We start from the raw sequence: 17,341 nt of genomic DNA on the forward strand, positions 1-17,341 counted from the left end.
CCCTCACCGCCGCAGCACCGCGATCGTCCGGTTCGCAAACGTCAATCGCTCCGCCATCACCGACACGAAATAGGTCAGCAGCTTGTGGCTGAGCGCGGGATCCTCCTCCTTGATCGCGTCGAACTGGTGCGTGTTCAGCACGTAGAGCACGCTGTCAACTTCGGCCTGGATCGTCGCGCTGCGCGGGGCGTGCGACACGAGGCCCATTTCACCGATCGTGGTGTAGCGCCCCAGGCTGCGCACACGCGTGGTGCGGTCGTCCTCGGCAGGCACCATGATGCCGACGCGGCCGTCGAGGATGAAATGCATGGAATCGGCGGGATCGCCGGCCTGCACGATGACCTCGCCCGCGCTGACCTCGATGCGCTGGCAGCGGTGGATCAGCGCGTCGGCATCGCTCTCGCTGTCGAGAATCCCAGCGAACCAGTCGCGCAGGCTGGCCTCTTCCTGCGCCAGCCCCTGATGCTGCGAGATGATCTCGTTCTCGCACCATTCCAGCGCGTGATCGAGCTCGGGAATGATGGTGACGCCTTCGCCGATGAAATCACTGGAGCGCAGTACTTTCTCGGCAGCGGCCGACAGGTGCACCAGGATCAGCTCGACGCCGAGCTCGGCGGCGCTGCGCTTGATCTGGGCAAAGCTGTAGGCGGCGGAGGAGTCGACGCCGGTGACGAGTTTGAAGTCGAACAGCAGATAGCGGCACTCCGGGCGCTCCTGGAGCAGCCGCTTGACGTGCTGGTAGAGCCGGTTGGCCGAGCCGAAGAAGAGATAGCTCTGCAGGTTCAGGCCCTGGATCTTGCCGCCATGGGCCTGCAGCACCTCCTGGTCGTCGCGCGAGCGGTCGAGCGAGGAGCGATACTCCGAGCCGTCGAAACTGTACTTGATCGATTCCACCCTTGCGGCGCTGAACGCAAAGGTCGCGCAGCCGATGATGATGCCGATCAAAATACCGGGGACGAAAGCCCAGACCACGATGATCGCGATGATGGCGATCAGCGAGAGATATTCCAGCTTCGACAGCCGTTTGCGCGATTCGATGATCCATTTGTGCAGCTGGTCGGCGCCGAGATAGAGCAGCAAGCCGCCGAGCACGAATTTCGGGATGAAGCCGAGCAGATCGGGCGCGATCGCGAGCATCAGCAGCGACATCGCCGCGACCGTGAGGCCGGACAGCCGCCCGCGGCCGCCGCTCGAGAAGTTGAGCACCGAGCGGCTGACCGAGATGCAGCCGGCATAGCCGCCGAGCACGCCGGTCAGCATGTTGGCGGTGCCGGTGACGTTGAGCTCGCGCTCGAGATTGGCCTCGCGATGCACGGCCACCTCGATTCCCGTCGTGTTGAACAGCGTGCTCGACGCGGTCACGAAGATCACGGCGACGAGATTGCCGAGCAGGTCCGGCACGGCGAACCAGGGATAGTGGATCAGGCCATCGACGTGCCAGGGCACCATGAAGGCCGCCTGCGGCGGCGGCTGGAAGGTCCAGCCCAGCGCGCGGGCCTCATTGAGCGAGACGCCCGTGATCCAGAACGCCAGATGCGCGGTGAGCACGCCGCCGACCAGGATGATCGGCAGTCCGAACGGGCTGCGCGAGCGATGCCAGGTCAGGTACAGCACCAGCGCCATGGCGCAGGCGGCACCGAGTTCCGACAGCGCGATGCCGTTGGCAAGGCGCGTCAAGGTCGCGAACTGCACGGGGTGATCGGTGATGACCCGGATCGCGCCCATCACGATGAGCAGGCCGGTCGCGCCGAGAAAGCCGCCGACCACCGGATATGGCACGTAGCGGATGGCGCGGCCCATCCGGGTCAGGCCCAGTCCGCACAGCACGACGCCGGTCAGCACCGTCGACAGGCCGAGCGTGATCAGGACCGGCGAGAGCAGCGGCGCGGCCGGATTGGCCGCCACCACCCGTTCGACCAGCGAGGCCGCCAGGATGCCGGTCACGGCGGCAGTCGAGCTGTCGGGGGCGGCAATCGCGAAGGGCAGGGAGCTGCCGAGCGCGACGATGGCGGCGAGCACGGCGGAGCTGATGAAGGTCGCCGCGATGCCGTAGGACAGATAGGGCGAGAGCGGGCCGGCGAAGATCAGCAGCGAATAGGACAGCCCGAAGGTGACAGTCAGGACGCTGGCGGCACTGCCACCCAATATATCATTCAGCGCACGCTTGAGAGCCGGCTCGAGCCGCGGAGCCGGAGTGAAGGTAATTGCTGGATCGGTCACGCCCTGCCGCTCGCCCCTGAAGGAATTCCGTTTTGAGACGTAGACGAGTACGGGCTTAGCGCAACAGGATTCTTGTAACTATGAAGTATCCGACAGTTTGGGACGGCTCGATGCGGATGTGGGTCCACTGCATGTGAATGGCAGGTCACGCATCAGGATGGAGACGAAGCCCGCGCCACAAACTCAGTGTCGTCCCGGACAAGCACAGCTTCCGATAACGCGTAGCGTTGTCTGGAGCGGAGCGCCGATCCGGGACCCATACCCCCAGGAAGCAGTGCGACGAAGACTCTTGGTGATACCGCGACCGACTGCAATCGAAGGATCACGCGGTATGGGTCCCTGCTTTCGCAGGGACGACAGCGGAGAAAGCAGCAGCCCGGCCTAAATCTTCAGCTCTTTCCCCGTCACCCGCCGATACGCTTCCAGATACCGCTTGCTGGTCGCATCCACGACGCTTGCCGGCAGCGGCGGTGGCGGGGCGTCGCCGTTCCAGCGGCCGGCGCGGCGCTCAACATCGAGATAGTCGCGCAAGGGCTGCTTGTCGAAGCTCGCCTGCGGCTGGCCGGGCTTGTAGGCATCGACCGCCCAGAACCGCGAGGAATCCGGCGTCATCACCTCGTCGATCAAGATGATGCGGCCGTCCTTGTCGCGGCCGAACTCGAATTTGGTGTCCGCAATGATGATGCCCTGCTCGCGCGCGAGCTCCTCGCCGAGCGTGTAGATCGCGCGCGTCATGCTCTCGAGCGTGTAGGCGACCTCGTCGCCGACGACCGCGCGCATCTTCGCGATGGTGATGTTCTCGTCATGGCCGCTTTCGGCCTTGGTCGCCGGGCTGAAGATCGAAGGCTCCAGCTTCTCGCTCTCGACGAGAGCGGCCTTCAGCTTCTCGCCGGCGAGCGTGCCGCTGGCCGCATATTCCTTCCAGGCTGAGCCGGAGAGATAGCCGCGGATCACGCATTCAATCGGAAACACGGTGGTGCGGCGCGACAGCATGGCGCGGCCGAGGATCTCGGCGCGATGCGGTTTCAGCGCCGGCACGGCGGCGATGATCTCGTCGGTGTCGGCGCTGATCATGTGATGCGGCACCACGCCTTCGAGCTTGCCGAACCAGAATGCGCTGATTTGCGTCAGCACCGCGCCCTTCATCGGGATGGTCTCGCCCATCACGACGTCGAAGGCGCTGATGCGGTCGGTGGTGACGAGCAGCAGGCGGTCGTCGTCGACGGCGTAGATATCGCGCACCTTGCCGCGGCCGATCTTGGGCAGCGGCAGGTTGCTGGAGAGCATGGTGGTCATCGGCAAAGCTTTCGCACGGGACATCCGGCCGCGCCTGATGGCGCGGCCGGAAACCGGATTAGCCTATTCCGGCAGCGGAATGAACTCATGTTCCTGCGGAACCCCGGCGAAGCGGCCGGTTTTCCAGTCCTGCTTGGCCTGCTCGATCCGCTCCTTGCTGGAGGAGACGAAATTCCACCAGATGTGGCGCGGGCCCTCCAATGCATCGCCGCCGAGAAACATCATCCGCGTCGCCTTGAGCGCCTTCACGGTGATGCGGTCGCCCGGGCGGAAGATCAGCAGCCGCGGCCCCTCATAGCGCTCGTTGGCGATCTCGACCTCGCCGTCGACGATATAGATCGCGCGCTCTTCATGATCGGGGTCGAGTGGCACGGTCGCGCCCGCCACCGCCGTAACCTCGGTGTAGAACCAGGGCGACACCATCGTAACAGGCGAGGTGATGCCGAAGGCGGAGCCTGCGATCACCCGCGCGGTGAAATCGCGCTCGGAGATCATCGGCAGATCGCCGGCGGCGTAATGCTGGAACGAGGGTTCGATCTCCTCCGATCCGGCCGGCAGCGCGATCCAGCTTTGCAGGCCCAGCATCTTCTGGCCCGAGGCGCGCTGTGCATCTGGCGTACGCTCCGAATGGGCGATGCCGCGCCCAGCCGTCATCAAATTCATCGCCCCCGGCGAAATCTCCTGGACGTTGCCCTCGCTGTCGCGGTGCATGATGGCGCCGTCGAACAGATAGGTGACGGTGGCAAGCCCGATATGCGGATGCGGCCGCACGTCCATGCCCTTGCCGGAGACGAACTGCACCGGGCCGAAATGATCGAAGAAGATGAAGGGCCCGACCATCTGCCGCTTGCCGTGCGGCAGCGCGCGCCGCACTTCAAATCCGTCGCCGAGATCGCGCGTGCGCGGTACGATGACAAGATCGAGCGCGTCGCAGGACATGGGATCGCCGAGCACGGGATCGTTCGAGGGTTGCCAGCTCATGGTGGACTCCTGTTCTTTGCTGGTATGATCGTAGCAGAACAATGATGGGAACGGGAGGAGACAGATGATTCCGCCGCTCAAGCCTGGTGCCGTTCTGCTTCAGGCCACAGGCCCCAGAATAGAGACGGAACGCCTGATCCTGCGGCCGTGGCGCGCCAGCGATATCGCGCCGAACGCGATGATGCTGACCGATCCCGGCACGGCGCGCTTCATCGCGCCGGACGGCAAGCCTGTGACCACCGAGATCGGCGGTTGGCGCAACGCCGCCGTGATGTCAGGGCATTGGGCGCTTTACGGCTTTGGCATGTTCGCGGTCGAGGAGAAGTCGAGCGGCAAATATGTCGGGCGCGTTGGTCCCTGGTGCCCGCCGGGCTGGCCTGCCTTCGAGGTCGGCTGGGGCATTGCCCGGGAATTTCGCGGCAAGGGTTACGCGGTGGAAGCGGCCCGCGCATCGATCGACTGGTCGTTCGACAGTTTTGAGATCGACGAGATCATGCACTGTATCGACAGTGAAAATGCACCATCGCAAGCTGTGGCCCGCAGCCTGGGTGCACGGAAGGATCGGCAGATCGATCTGTTCGGCAAGCCCGCCGACGCCTGGATCACGTCGCGGGCTTCATGGCGGCGAAATTGAATCGATCTCCGATCTGACCTAAGTTCGCGGCGCTGACGAAGCGGACCGACCGGATGCTGCTGACCAACCTTGAACTCGCCTTTCGCGCCGCCAGCGTCGCGCTACTGCTGGTGCTGGCGGCGTCGTTGCTCTCCGATTTCCGCAATGTGCTGGCGGGGCGGCTCGGCGCGGCTTTCGCACTCGGCTCGGCCGCGCATGCGGCGAGCTATTCGGTCGGTTTCTCTTCGCTGGCCGCGGGCTGGCACGCCCCGCTGATCGCGCTGTCGACTGGCAACATTGTGGTGTTCTGGCTGTTCACGCGCGCGCTGTTCGACGACGAGTTTCGGCTGCGCTGGTGGCACGGGGTGATCTGGGCGGCGGTGACTGCGTTCAGCTTTGTCGGATGTCTCTGGATCGCGCCGAGCGGAAACGTGCGGTTCCCCGTGACTGCAGTGAACCTGATGGTGCTCGGCTTCATCGCGCTGGCAGTCGCGCAGATGATCAAGTCGTGGCCGGCCGATCTGGTCGAACGCCGCCGCAATGTTCGTGTCTTCATCGTTTGCGCCGCCGCGCTCTATGGCGGGGTGAATGCGGTGCTTCAGATCCTCGTTGCCGGCAGCGCGGGCGATGTCGCCAACACGATCAATGCCGGTGTGCTCGTCAGCATCGTTGCGGCCATCGCCTATACAGTGATGCGCGTCGACGGCGCCGATCTGTTTCCGGCGTCGGTGGCCACGCCGCCAATTCTGGCTCAGCCCGCGGCCATCGACGAATCCGCCGACCAAAAGCTCATCGAAGCCCTGATGCGCCTGATGGCGGACGAGCGGATCTATCGCCGGAGAACATCACAATCGGCGCGCTGGCGGGCCGGCTGAAAATCCCCGAATACCGGCTGCGCCGGCTGATCAACCAGCGCCTCGGCTACCGCAATTTCAATGTGTTCCTCAACAACCACCGCATCGAGGAAGCCAAGGCCGCGCTCGCCGATCCCACCCAGGCCGAGGTTCCCGTCATCACCATCGCCATGGACGCCGGCTTCCAGTCGCTCGGCCCCTTCAACCGCGCCTTCAAGGCGGTCACCGGCGTGACGCCGACGGAATACCGGCGGCTGAATACGAGCACGGCTTGAGGCCTTTTTTTCACCTCTCCCCGCTTGCGGGGAGAGGTCGGATTGCATCGAAGATGCAATCCGGGTGAGGGGGTACAGGTCTCACGATGATCTCGGCCGGGGAGGGAGGCTCCTCACCCCAACCCTCTCCCCGTAAGAACGGGGAGAGGGAGCGAGAGACCGTCGCTCTCCGCTCAATCTCCTGTAAATACATGAAATCGCGCCGCAATTCCAAAATCGACCAGCCCCGCCCATATTCAACCAGCCCATTTCCAAATCCGGCGAGCGCTTCTCCGCCCGCTTCGGCTTCCTCCCGCCACGTCCCTTTAGCCGGAGAGAAAGCCCGTGCCCCGCCGCCGCAAGATCGTCCTCCTCGCCACCACCATCGCCTGTGCCGGCCTCGCGCTCGGCGCCGCCCGGGCCCGCGACGTGCCGAAGGTCGCGACCGGCTTCGTCGCCGACATCCTGTGCTCGGAGATGTTCGTCTCCGGCCTCGACCCCCGCCGCAACTTCACCGAGACCAACGACGCGATGCCCGGGACCGGCCTGATCACCTGGGCCATGGACTATCAGGTCGACCGCGCGCGCAAGGACGTCACGGTGACGCTGTTCGGCATCGGCCGCAGCCATGCCGTCTATCGCGAGGGGCTCGGCTGCACGCTCGAGCATGGCACTGGCCTCACCGACGTGGCGCCACCGCCGGACGAGAGGCAGCCAGCGCTATTGCCGGAGATCGCCGGCCCCGCTCTCGTGCCGCCGCAGAGCGAGGGCTTGGCCGTCGCACTCGACCGTGCCTTCACCGAGCCTGCGCAGCCGCCCTACCGCCGCACCCGCGCGGTCGTCGTGATGAAGTCGGGCCGCATCATCGCCGAGCGCTATGCCGACGGCATCGGGCCGGAGACGCCGCTGCTTGGGTTCTCCATGACCAAATCGGTGATCTCGGCGCTGACAGGCATTCTCGTGCGCCAGGGCAAGCTGAAGCTCGATGGACCCGCACCGGTTGCCGCCTGGAAAAATCCCAATGATCCGCGCCATGCCATCACCGTCGATCAGCTGCTGCGCCACACGGCGGGCCTCGCGCTCGGCAGCTCGTTGCAGGCTTCGCTCGGCTCCGCCTTCGAGCCTGTCAACCGCATGAAGTTCGTCGAGAACGACATGGCCACTTACGCCGCGAGCATGCCGCTTGCGACCGCGCCGGGCACGGCGTGGAATTATCACGACGGCAACATGCTCGTCCTCTCGCATCTGATCCGCAATGCCGCCGGCGGCAATCCCGCAGATGCGCTGCGCTTCGCGCGCCGCGAATTGTTCGCGCCGCTCGGCATGCGCCACGTCACGCTTCAGCTCGATGGCGTCGGCACCATCGAGGGCTCGAGCGAGATGCTGGCGTCGGCGCGCGACTGGGCGCGCTTCGGCCAGCTCTATCTCAATGACGGCGTCGCCGGCGGCAAGCGCATCTTGCCGGAGGGCTGGGTGAACTATTCGGCCACGGCGACACCGGGCGGATGGGTCGGCATCGGCGCGGGCTTCTGGACCAACCAGGGCGAGAGCTTTGGCGCCAACTTCCGCGTGGAGCATGGCTGGCCGCGCGATGCGTTCTTCGCCAAGGGCACGATCGGGCAGTACACCATCGTGATCCCGTCGGAGAAGCTGGTGATCGTGCGGATGGGCCGCTCGCCGAACTGGCCGCCGGAAGCGGACGGCGTGTTCGATCTTGTGCGCGACGTGGTGACCGCGACGCGCACCACCTCTTCCCCCTCTCCCCGATTGCGGGGAGAGGGTTGGGGTGAGGGGGAGTCTCCGCAAGGGAGGTGAGAGTCGGATTGGTGGAGAGTCCCCCTCACCCGGAATCCGCGCTTCGCGCGCATTTCGGCCTCTCCCCGCAAGCGGGGAGAGGCGAAGAGACGGCTCCTACCTCCCAAGCTCCGTCGCCTTGGCCACGCGATCGAACCGCTCCAGCGTCATGATCGCATCGGCGAACTTCTCCGCCCGCGCATTCAGCACCGGGCGCGCCAAGGTCAGAAACTTCTGCTGCATGGCCTGCGTGTCCGGGAAGGAATTCGGCTCGCCCGAGGGATCGGCATAGAGCCGCTCATGCACGCCATCGTCCGTCGTGATGCTGACGCGTGCGCCGAACGGGTGGGTGCGGCCGACCTCGAGGCGGTCGTCCTGCACCACGTCGAACTTGTCGGCGAGCGCGTCGATGGCGGCATCGCCAAGGCGGTTATAGTCGTCCCAGCCGAATGAGCCCTGGTCGAGTGCGAGCGCGCCGGTGAAGAACATCGAGAACTGGCCGCCGACGATCGAGCGCGGGTGGCGCTTGGTCGCGGCATCGCCGGTGAGCGTAATGCCGTTGCGGTGCAGGCCGATCTCGACGCGCTTGACCTGGTCGGGGGTCAGATTGTGCTCGCGCCGCATCGCGATCAGCGCGTCGATCGCGGCGTGGGTGTAGCGGCAGCTCGGATACGGCTTCACGCCGATCTTCATCGTCTCGTAGCTCTTGCCGAGCTCGGCCACCGCCTTGTCCGGATGCGCATCGTTGGTGTAGCCGGCGAGCAGGCCATGCTTGCCTTCGACCGATTCCGTCGATCCGACGAAATCGTTGCGCGCCAATGTTGCGGCAATCACGCCGTTCATCGCGGCGGCGCCGACCTGGTAGCGCTTGTTCCAGGCGCCGTTGACCAGGAATTGCAGCGAGCCCGCGGCCTGGCTGCCGGAGACGCCGAAGGCGGAGATGATCTGCTGCTCGGAGAGACCAAACAGCTTGCCGGCCGCCGCGGCCGCGCCATAGGTGCCGGCGGTCGCGGTCGGGTGGAAGCCGCGCGCATAATGCGAGGTCGGATCGAGCGCGTTGCCGAGCCGGCAGCAGACTTCATAGCCCGCCACGATCGCGGTCAGCACGTCGCGGCCCGAGGCGCCGACTATCTCGCCGACGGCGAAGGCGGCGGGAACCACCGGCGCGCTCGGATGCAGCGAGGAATCGGCATGGGTGTCGTCGAAGTCGAGGGAATGGCCGAGCGCGCCGTTGAGGAGAGCCGCCACCGCCGGTGTCCAGGTCTTGGTGTCGCCGAACACGGTGGACTCGCCCTTGGTGTCGAGCGCGAGCGCTTCCAGCATCTTCAGGATCGAGGGGGTGGATTCCGCTTCGGACCTAGCCCGGATGGCGCTGCCGAGGAAGTCCAGCGTCAGCACCTTGGCGCGATCCAGCACCTCCGCCGGAATATCCTGGTATTTCAGATTGACGACATAGGCGGCGAGCGTTGCGGTTTCGTGGGCCATCGTGTTTCCTCGTTTTGGCGCGCAAGTTAGGCGGGCTGATTTGGCCTTTCAAGCGGCCTTGCGGCCGCGGGCATCAGCTATGCTTTGGCCCTACGGGGATCGGACCGGGACATTCGACAATGGCATTCTCAGGCAAGGTGTTCGAGCGGATCCGGTCGCGGCGGACGCAGCTGGGACTGGCGATCCGGGTCACCGTGGCCGCGACCGCGGCCTATGCGATCGCCACCGCGTTGCATCTCTTGCTGCCGCTCTGGGCTGTCCTGACCTCGCTGATCGTGACCCAGATGAGCGTCGGCCGTTCGCTGAAGGCGACGCGTGACTATGTGCTCGGCACCATCGGCGGCGCGATCTATGGCGGCGCCATCGCGATCCTGATCCCCTATTCGAGCGAAGTGGGCCTGCTTGGCCTGCTGGTGCTCTCGGTCGCTCCGCTCGCCTTCATCGCCGCGATCAATCCGAGTCTGAGCGCCGCGACGGTGACGGCCGTGATTGTGCTGCTGGTCCCGACCATGCATCACTCCGATCCCATGACCTCGGCGATCGACCGTGTCAGCGAGGTTGGCGTCGGTGCAGTCACCGGATTGCTCGTCTCGTTCGTGGTGCTGCCTTCGCGCGCGGTGCGGCAGATCCGTGCCGTGGCCGCACAATTGCTCGAGCTGATCGCCGATGCCTTCACCGAACTGCTCGCCGGCCTGACCCGCGGCCGCGACAACGATGCGCTGCACCGGATCCAGGACGGCATCGGCACCGCCATGGTCGGCATGAATGCCATTGGCGCCGAGGCCGAGCGCGAGCGCGCCGCGCGGCTGTCGAGCGGGCCCGACACGGGTCCCTTGCTGCGAACCGTGCTGCGGCTGCGCCACGACGTCGTGATGATCGGCCGCGCCACGGTGGTGCCGTTGCCGGTCGAGGTGCAGATGCGGTTAGCTGCGCCCTTGACGGAGGTCTCGACGGTGATCGCGCGCTTCCTGCGCGCGGCCGCCGCGGCCCTGCGCGAGGGCGCCGGCGCGCCGGCGATCCATCCGGTCCACGTCGCGCTCCAGCACTACGCCGAGGCGGTCGCCTCCGTCCGCCAGGACGGCCTGATCCGCGGCCAGCCCGGTGACACCGCCGAGCGCTTCTTCGCGCTCGGCTTCTCCTTGGAGCAGATGCACCAGAACCTGTGCGACCTCGATCGTGTCGTCGGCGAATGGTCGGAGGCAAGTGACAAGTCGGCGCGTGTGGCGGAGTAGGGCAATCGCATATGGAAGCGGCTTCCTGCGGCCATCCTTCGAGACGCCCGCTCAGGCCGTACAAATGCGCCCCGCACCTTGCGGGAGGGAACGTACTTCCATTGACGCGATTGCTCGAGCTCACCCGCTAGAGAGATCGAAAAACGCGAGCTGCGTTGCATCACGCCTCTCGATGCCGTCTGTCAGCGCCTTCAATGCAACGTCGAAACTCGGTTGCGGCTGTTCCAATTCCCACCCGCCGTCATGATCCCATTGGAAGCACCAGCCATAGCGCTCCCCAGGCTCGAGATGGAGCAGCAGGCAGCGGCTGAGTTGCGAGGGTTCGGCAATCGGAATCAGGTGCTTCAATGAAACACCGTACTCCTTGCGGAAATAGGCGCAGGCCTCCTCGAGCTCATCCTCGGAATAGGCGATGAAGTCGAGGACATTGCGCAGCTGCGTGGCGAGTTCGCCCGGCGCATAGAACCGCAGCTCGGAGGAGGATTCAGGCAGGCGAACCAGCAGCTCGGTCTCGCCGCGGGTCAGCAGGAAATTGCGATAGTCCTCGGGGAGCCGGACGCCAAGCGCCTGCTCGGCGGCGCTGATATCTGCGGCGCTGACCGGCGTAGCGGGTCGCAAGCGCCAGCCCTTGGCAGATGTCCCTTCCCTGCGCCGTGCTGCATATTCCGCATATTCGGGAAACAGCAAGATGACGTCGTAGCCGCCGAAGCGCGACCATTGATAGGCATCGTCGAAGGCCTCCTCCCTCCGTTCGGGAAAGAAGCCGCAGAGAAGCTCGGCACGCTGGCGAATGCGATCATGGCTCGGAGCGGTCCGGCACAAATGCTCGATGATCGCCAGCGAGGCGGCTGGATTGCTGGCGAGAAGATAGAGACTGCTCAGCAACTCCAGGATTTCTCCTTCGAGGTCCTGCTCGGAGATGGACCATGCATAATGGGCCTGCCGAGATGCCCGCCGCGCGTTGATCGCATCGCGCGCCTGCTCGGCATAGCGCAGGGTCTGCGCGAAGTCCTCGCCTGCGGCCTTGCCGTGATCGGCGGCGAGCCAGAGATAGAGCGGCTCGTGCTCGGCCGGCGTGCCCCTGAGCACTTCGATCTGCTTCGCCTGCTCGGCCAGCGGCGCGCTGAGCGCGAGGATCATCAGCTCATCGAGCCCCTTCTGCCAATCCGGCTTGGCCTGCGGATCAGGTCCGAGGTCGCGTAGCGTGTAGTTGGTATGGCTGGTCTCGACATAGCCGGACGCGACGAGTTCGGCGACATGGCGGCGGAAAGCTGAGACGGCGTCGTCAATGTCGGAAAATTCCTCGCGCAGATACTGATCCGATTCCGGATCGTCCTGCCGGTTCATGCGAACGCCGATCACCATGGGATCGCCGCCCGGAATCAGCATCAGCTCGCGATCGTCGTCGCCGGGTGGACGGTGGAAGAACTTTGCCAGATGCATGCGACCTCCGAAGGCGCCGCCGGCATCGGGGCGCCATGTCTCAGTCGCGATCTCAGGGAAACCGGTTCACGCCATCACGGCTGGCGCCTGGTCAGGCCTTTGCTCTGCATGCGCCAGAGCAGCAGATCGATGCGGTCCTGGCCGAAGAACGGCTCGTTCTCGAACACGAAGGTCGGCACGCCCCAATGGCCTGACGCCGCATGGTCCTTCTCGTTCTCCGCGATCACGTGCTCGTAGCGATCCGGATCGGTCGTGATCGCTTGATCCATCGCGGCGAGGTCGAAGCCGGCCTTTTCGGCCGCGCGCGCGAGGTGGTCGCCTTCGTTCCATCCCGCCACCGAGCCGTCCCACAGCACGCGCGCGATCGCATCGGTGAAGGCGAGCGAGCGGCCCTCGAGCTGCGCCATCGCGCCCAGCCGGGTCAGCCGGTGGATGTAGGGCTGCTCGGCCGCCACATCGAACGTCACCTTGTCCTGCACGATCGGATCTGGCCTCGGAAAGCGGAACGGAATGCCCTCGTGCTGCGCCACGCGCGTGCTGTCGAGCACCACATAGCGAATGAAGTTCGGGCTGGCCTTCTTGAAGAAGCCGGGCACGCGCACCGCGAGCGGATAAACCGGCCGCAGGTTGACCGCGAGATCATAGTCCGCGACCAGCTTTAGCGTCTTCGGCAGCGCCAGATAGCTGAACGGACTGCGGTAGGAGTAGAAGAGGTCGACGGAGAGCGTCATCGCGCCGGCTCCGCGATGTCTCCCATCATGCTGCGGGCCACGAGCTTGTGGAACGGTACGATCAGCGTGAGGTAGGTACGCCCGAGCAGATTGTTGGTCCGCACCAACGTGGTCAATGTCACCCGTCGGTCCGCCGCGTCGCCGGCGACGTCAACCACGACGCGGAAATCGAGATGGTAGTCGTCAAACCCTGCGATCAGCCGCTCCGGCGTTTCGCTCAGCACTGGAAACAGGCCGATCATCCCGTGCGGAGCCGGAGCGCCCTCGCCCGATGTCTTCAGTCCGAGGGGTTTCACCAGGATGTTGCGCAAGCGCGTCAGCGCATCGATCCAGCGCGGCCCATGCAGCACCATTCGAGTGCAGGCCTCGCGGGCGCTCAATTGCGTCGCGCCGACCTCGACACGAAAGGCGTCGATGAACTGCGCGCCTGATAGCACCGCGCCGGCGTCGACACTCGGGGTGACTTCGCGAACCGATCCTGTCATCCCAGCAGTCTGCGCGTCAGCATCCGGAATCGCAAGATCAAGAGTCCGGCATAGACGAACGTTCCGACCGAGAACCCGACCCAGACGCCGATCGCGCCGAGGCCGGCGTTGAAGGCCAGCACCCAGCCGACGGGAAAGGCGATACACCAATAGCCGATTGCCGCGAACACCAGCGTCATCCTGGTGTCATTGATGCCGCGTAGCGCGCCGCCCATGATGGTCTGGAGACCGTCGGCGATGAAGAAGGTCGCGCCGACCACCAGCAGCGTTGCCGTCAGCTCGATGGTCGGCGCGCTGGCCTCGCTGTTGCCGAAGAACAGCCGTCCCACCTGATACCGGCCGATGATGATGGCGACCGTCAGGGCGGAGACCAGGACGGTCCCGAGCACGGCTGCGACGAAGCCCGCGCGCTTGACCGCGAGCGGCTCGTTGCGGCCGAAGGCGTGGCCGACCCGCACCGTCGCGGCCATGCCGATGCCGAGCGGCACCATGAACAGCACGGCGGTGACCTGGAGCGCGATCTGGTGCGCGGCGATCGCGGCGGTCGAGATCAAGCCCATCAGCAATGCCGCCGATGAGAACAGGCCATATTCCAGCAGCAGCGAGAACGAGATCGGCGCGCCGATGACGATGAGCTGGCGCATCAAGGGCCAGTCGATCCGCCAGAGATGGGCGAGCGGATGATAGTCCGCGAACGGCCTGCGCAGGCCGGCGATGGCGAGCGCGGCGATGAAGGTGCCGAGATTGACCAGCGTGGTCGCAAGCCCCGCACCGAACAGGCCGAGCTCGGGCAGGCCGAACAGGCCGTGGATCAGGCAATAGACCAGCGCGGCATTGACCGGGATGGCCGCAATGGTGATCCACAGCGGCGCCTGCGGCCGGTTCACCGCGCTCATCATGCTGCGCAGCGCGATGAAGCCGAGCGCTGGCGCGATGCCCCAGGCAAGGCCGTTGAGATAGCGCTGGGCGAGCGCGGCCGATTGCGGCGCCTGGCCGAGCGCGAGCAGGATCTGCTCGCCATAGAGTGGCGAGGCCATCATCGGCAGCGAGATCAGCAGCGCGACCCACAGCCCGACGCGCAAGGAGCGGCGGATGCGCCTGACATCGCCGGCGCCAAAGGCCTGCGCGGCGAGCGGCGACACCGCGGACATCAGGCCGAGCCCGAAGGTGAAGCTGACGAAATAGACCGTGTGCGCCAGCGCGGCTGCTGCGACCGCATTCTCACCCAGATGGCCGATCATCGCGAGATCGGTCGTGATCATCGCGATCTGCCCGAGCTGTGTCAGCATCAGCGGCACGGCCAGCCGCAGCGTCTCGACGAATTCCTGCGCGAGATGGTTCTGCGGCACGCCGGCTTGCGGCTGCGAATGATGTTGCACGGTGTCGAGCATGGCGGCTGCAATAGCACAGCCAGGCGTCGAAAACATGGCTCTCGTGTCCCGGACGCGGTGCAGCGCGCAGCGCTGCTCCGCAGAGCCGGGACCCAGGAGTCACGAGTGCAGCTCTTAGCCGCATGGGCCCCGGCTCAGCAGCGCATCACTGACGTGCTGCGCTGCATCCGGGGCACGAGACTTGTGTGCGGGTTGCGTGCTTCTTTTCCCTCTCCCCTTGTGGGAGAGGGTGGCTCGCCGCAGAGCGGCGAGACGGGTGACGGGTCTCTATCCGCTAGCTCAGGAATCGTAGGGTGGGCAAAGGCGCATTGCGCCGTGCCCACGACCTCTCCAATATTGCAACAGAAGCGTGGGCACGCTGCGCTTTGCCCACCCTACGATACTGTGGTCGCGGAGAGTTCTCTCACAAGGGAGAAGAAAGAAGCCTCAGCCCTTCCGCTCCGGCACGCGCTTGATCTTGGCACCCAGCGCGTTCAGCCGTTCCTCGATGCGCTCGTAGCCGCGCTCGATCTGGTCGGCGTTGTTGATGGTGGAGGTGCCCTCGGCGCAGACCGCCGCAAGCAGCATCGCCATGCCGGCGCGGATGTCGGGCGAGCTCAGCGTCGCGCCGTGCAGGCGGCTCGGGCCTGCAATGATGGCGCGATGCGGATCGCAGAGCACGATACGCGCGCCCATCCCGATCAGCTTGTCGACGAAGAACATCCTCGATTCGAACATCTTCTCGAACATCAGGATCACGCCCTCGCATTGCGTGGCGGTGACGATCGCGATCGACATCAGATCGGCCGGGAAGGCGGGCCAGGGCTGGTCTTCGAGCTTCGGCACGTGGCCGCCGAAATCGTCCTGGATCTTCATGGTCTGGTTGGAGGGCACGATCAGATCGTCGCCCTCGACGCGGCAGACGATGCCGAGCCGCTCGAAGCCCATGCGGATCGAGCGCAGATGCTCGACGCCGGCGCGGGTGATGCGCAAGGGCGAGCGCGTCACGGCGGCCAGCCCGATCAGCGAGCCGACCTCGATATGATCCGGCTGGATCCGGTAGGTCGTCCCGCCCAGCGTCGCCGGACCATGGATGGTCATGGTGTTGGTGCCGATGCCCTCGATCTTGGCGCCGAGCGCGACGAGGAAATTGGCGAGGTCCTGCACATGCGGCTCGGACGCCGCGTTGCGCAAATAGGTGATGCCGTCGGCGGCGACCGCCGCGACCAGCGCGTTCTCGGTCGCGGTGACGCTGGGCTCGTCCAGGAACACGTCCGCACCGGTGAGCTTCGGCGCGCGGAATTCCAGCCGGTCGGTCGCGGTGACCTTTGCGCCGAGCTGCTCCAGCGCCAGCACATGCGTGTCCAGCCGGCGCCGGCCGATGACGTCGCCGCCGGGGGGCGGCAGCATCAATTCGCCGCAGCGCGCCAGCAGGGGACCGGCGAGCAGGATCGAGGCGCGAATGCGGACGCAGAGCTCAGGGTCGAGATCGGCGGCGCGGATGCTCTTGGCGTGGATGTGAAGTGTGTTGCGTTCGGTCCACTCCGCCGACGCGCCGACCGAGCGGATCAGCTCGACCAGCGTCTCGGTGTCGCGGATCCGCGGCACGTTCTGAAGCGTCACCGGATGCTCGGTGAGCAGGGCGGCCGCGATGATCGGCAGCGCCGAGTTCTTGTTGCCGGACGGCTCGATCGAGCCCGAGAGCCGGTGACCGCCCTCGACGATGTACTGGATGGGCGCCACTTGGTTCTGTCCTGTTGGGTGGGCGGGCTGTTTCGGGCGGAAACTACAGAGAATTGAGCGCGGGAGCAATTGTGGCGGGCGGTGTTGCCAGCCCCGGTGTCGCTCGCGGCCATCCTTCGAGACGCCCGCTGTCGCGGGCTCCTCAGGATGAGGGTCGGAGGTTGTGGCGGGCGGGCCTCAGAACAAGCCGATGATATTCCCAACCACATAGAGGATCGCGATCAGGATCAGCGCGCCGATCATGACAAAGGAGATTTCGATCGCAATGGCGCCGGTGCCGAGGACGGCGGCGACGCCGGCAAGGAGCCGTTCCTCGCGGAAGATCAACGCGAGCACCGAGAGCAGGATGGCGAGCAGGCCGAGCGAGATCGCGGTGGCCGAAGCAGTTTCGCTCCAGCTCCGTCCAGCGGATTGTTCGATTCTGGGCGCCTGATATTCCACGCCCTTCACGCGCGCGATCAGGCGGTTCTTGATGCGATGTCCGGTGTCGACGATGACCTGGTCCGCCGGCGGCGGTGGAAACACCATCGGCACCACCCAATGTGGCAACACCGCCGCCATCAGCGCCAGCACGCCGACAATGCTGCCGATGATGCCGAGCCGGCGGGAGGGTGTGGCGGAACTGGTGGGTGCAGAGGCGGTCATGGCACGACGCTTCCCGGCCGGGATGGGCCAATGGATCTACGCCCCTTCGTCGCGATGGCAGCTGGTGAGGTTCAGGGGGGTGTCCACGACGTCATGGCCGGGCTTGACCCGGCCATCCACGCCTTTGCCCAGAGCACGAAGAACGTGGATGCCCGGGACAAGCCCGGGCATGACGACTTTTCGTGAATGCCGCGG

General features: G+C 65.7%; 14 protein-coding genes and 1 pseudogene. 5 read left to right on the forward strand and 10 right to left on the reverse strand.

Annotation, left to right across the window (positions count from 1 at the left end; translation table 11 throughout):
* Positions 1–3: 3 nt before the first annotated feature.
* The 3 genes from BRAGE_RS0139760 to BRAGE_RS0139770 form a co-directional block, all read right to left on the reverse strand.
* The gene (locus BRAGE_RS0139760) at positions 4–2,220 is read right to left on the reverse strand and encodes a SulP family inorganic anion transporter (RefSeq protein ID WP_027563945.1); all 2,217 of its coding nucleotides are present in this window, start codon (positions 2,218–2,220) and stop codon (positions 4–6) included.
* A 381-nt stretch (positions 2,221–2,601) separates the two neighbouring features.
* Entirely contained in the window at positions 2,602–3,516 is a 915-nt protein-coding gene (locus BRAGE_RS0139765; protein WP_027563946.1) for a phosphoribosylaminoimidazolesuccinocarboxamide synthase, read from the reverse strand.
* 63 nt (positions 3,517–3,579) lie between these two features.
* Complete coding sequence (locus BRAGE_RS0139770; protein ID WP_027563947.1) at positions 3,580–4,497, reverse strand: pirin family protein; 918 nt, start codon at positions 4,495–4,497, stop codon at positions 3,580–3,582.
* Between the two features lie 64 nt (positions 4,498–4,561).
* Between BRAGE_RS0139770 and BRAGE_RS0139775 the strand changes: the two genes are divergently transcribed.
* The 3 genes and pseudogenes from BRAGE_RS0139775 to BRAGE_RS50975 all read left to right on the forward strand — a co-directional run bounded on the left by BRAGE_RS0139775 (position 4,562) and on the right by BRAGE_RS50975 (position 8,033).
* Positions 4,562–5,131, forward strand: a complete 570-nt coding sequence (locus tag BRAGE_RS0139775) for a GNAT family N-acetyltransferase (RefSeq protein ID WP_027563948.1) — start codon at positions 4,562–4,564, stop codon at positions 5,129–5,131.
* 53 nt (positions 5,132–5,184) lie between these two features.
* Positions 5,185–6,239: pseudogene (locus BRAGE_RS50970) on the forward strand (helix-turn-helix domain-containing protein).
* Between the two features lie 324 nt (positions 6,240–6,563).
* Positions 6,564–8,033 (forward strand): serine hydrolase domain-containing protein, encoded by a 1,470-nt coding sequence (locus BRAGE_RS50975; protein WP_035730584.1) that lies wholly within the window; start codon positions 6,564–6,566, stop codon positions 8,031–8,033.
* Between the two features lie 96 nt (positions 8,034–8,129).
* Here BRAGE_RS50975 and BRAGE_RS0139790 read toward each other — a convergent pair whose 3' ends face one another.
* Positions 8,130–9,497: an MmgE/PrpD family protein gene (locus BRAGE_RS0139790; RefSeq protein ID WP_027563949.1), complete on the reverse strand. Its 1,368-nt coding sequence runs from the start codon at positions 9,495–9,497 to the stop codon at positions 8,130–8,132.
* 119 nt (positions 9,498–9,616) lie between these two features.
* On the opposite strand from BRAGE_RS0139790, the gene BRAGE_RS0139795 reads away from it, so the two are divergent.
* Positions 9,617–10,729: an FUSC family protein gene (locus BRAGE_RS0139795; RefSeq protein WP_027563950.1), complete on the forward strand. Its 1,113-nt coding sequence runs from the start codon at positions 9,617–9,619 to the stop codon at positions 10,727–10,729.
* A gap of 120 nt (positions 10,730–10,849) precedes the next feature.
* On the opposite strand, the gene BRAGE_RS0139800 is transcribed toward BRAGE_RS0139795, so the two are convergent.
* The 6 genes from BRAGE_RS0139800 to BRAGE_RS0139825 form a co-directional block, all read right to left on the reverse strand.
* Entirely contained in the window at positions 10,850–12,172 is a 1,323-nt protein-coding gene (locus BRAGE_RS0139800) for an SMI1/KNR4 family protein (RefSeq protein ID WP_027563951.1), read from the reverse strand.
* 74 nt (positions 12,173–12,246) lie between these two features.
* Positions 12,247–12,903 (reverse strand): 2-hydroxychromene-2-carboxylate isomerase, encoded by a 657-nt coding sequence (locus BRAGE_RS0139805; RefSeq protein ID WP_027563952.1) that lies wholly within the window; start codon positions 12,901–12,903, stop codon positions 12,247–12,249.
* Complete coding sequence (locus BRAGE_RS0139810) at positions 12,900–13,388, reverse strand: DUF2867 domain-containing protein (protein WP_027563953.1); 489 nt, start codon at positions 13,386–13,388, stop codon at positions 12,900–12,902. Before BRAGE_RS0139810 ends, BRAGE_RS0139805 begins: the two co-directional genes overlap by 4 nt.
* Positions 13,385–14,779 (reverse strand): MATE family efflux transporter, encoded by a 1,395-nt coding sequence (locus BRAGE_RS0139815; protein WP_027563954.1) that lies wholly within the window; start codon positions 14,777–14,779, stop codon positions 13,385–13,387. Before BRAGE_RS0139815 ends, BRAGE_RS0139810 begins: the two co-directional genes overlap by 4 nt.
* A gap of 426 nt (positions 14,780–15,205) precedes the next feature.
* On the reverse strand, positions 15,206–16,501 hold the full coding sequence (murA, locus tag BRAGE_RS0139820) for a UDP-N-acetylglucosamine 1-carboxyvinyltransferase (RefSeq protein WP_027563955.1): 1,296 nt from the start codon (positions 16,499–16,501) through the stop codon (positions 15,206–15,208).
* A 177-nt stretch (positions 16,502–16,678) separates the two neighbouring features.
* The gene (locus tag BRAGE_RS0139825; protein WP_027563956.1) at positions 16,679–17,146 is read right to left on the reverse strand and encodes a hypothetical protein; all 468 of its coding nucleotides are present in this window, start codon (positions 17,144–17,146) and stop codon (positions 16,679–16,681) included.
* Positions 17,147–17,176: 30 nt separating this feature from the next.
* On the opposite strand from BRAGE_RS0139825, the gene BRAGE_RS55375 reads away from it, so the two are divergent.
* Positions 17,177–17,332, forward strand: a complete 156-nt coding sequence (locus tag BRAGE_RS55375; protein ID WP_156950905.1) for a hypothetical protein — start codon at positions 17,177–17,179, stop codon at positions 17,330–17,332.
* The last annotated feature ends 9 nt before the right edge of the window (positions 17,333–17,341 follow it).

It is taken from the genome of Bradyrhizobium genosp. SA-4 str. CB756, assembly GCF_000473125.1.
GTDB lineage: Bacteria > Pseudomonadota > Alphaproteobacteria > Rhizobiales > Xanthobacteraceae > Bradyrhizobium > Bradyrhizobium arachidis.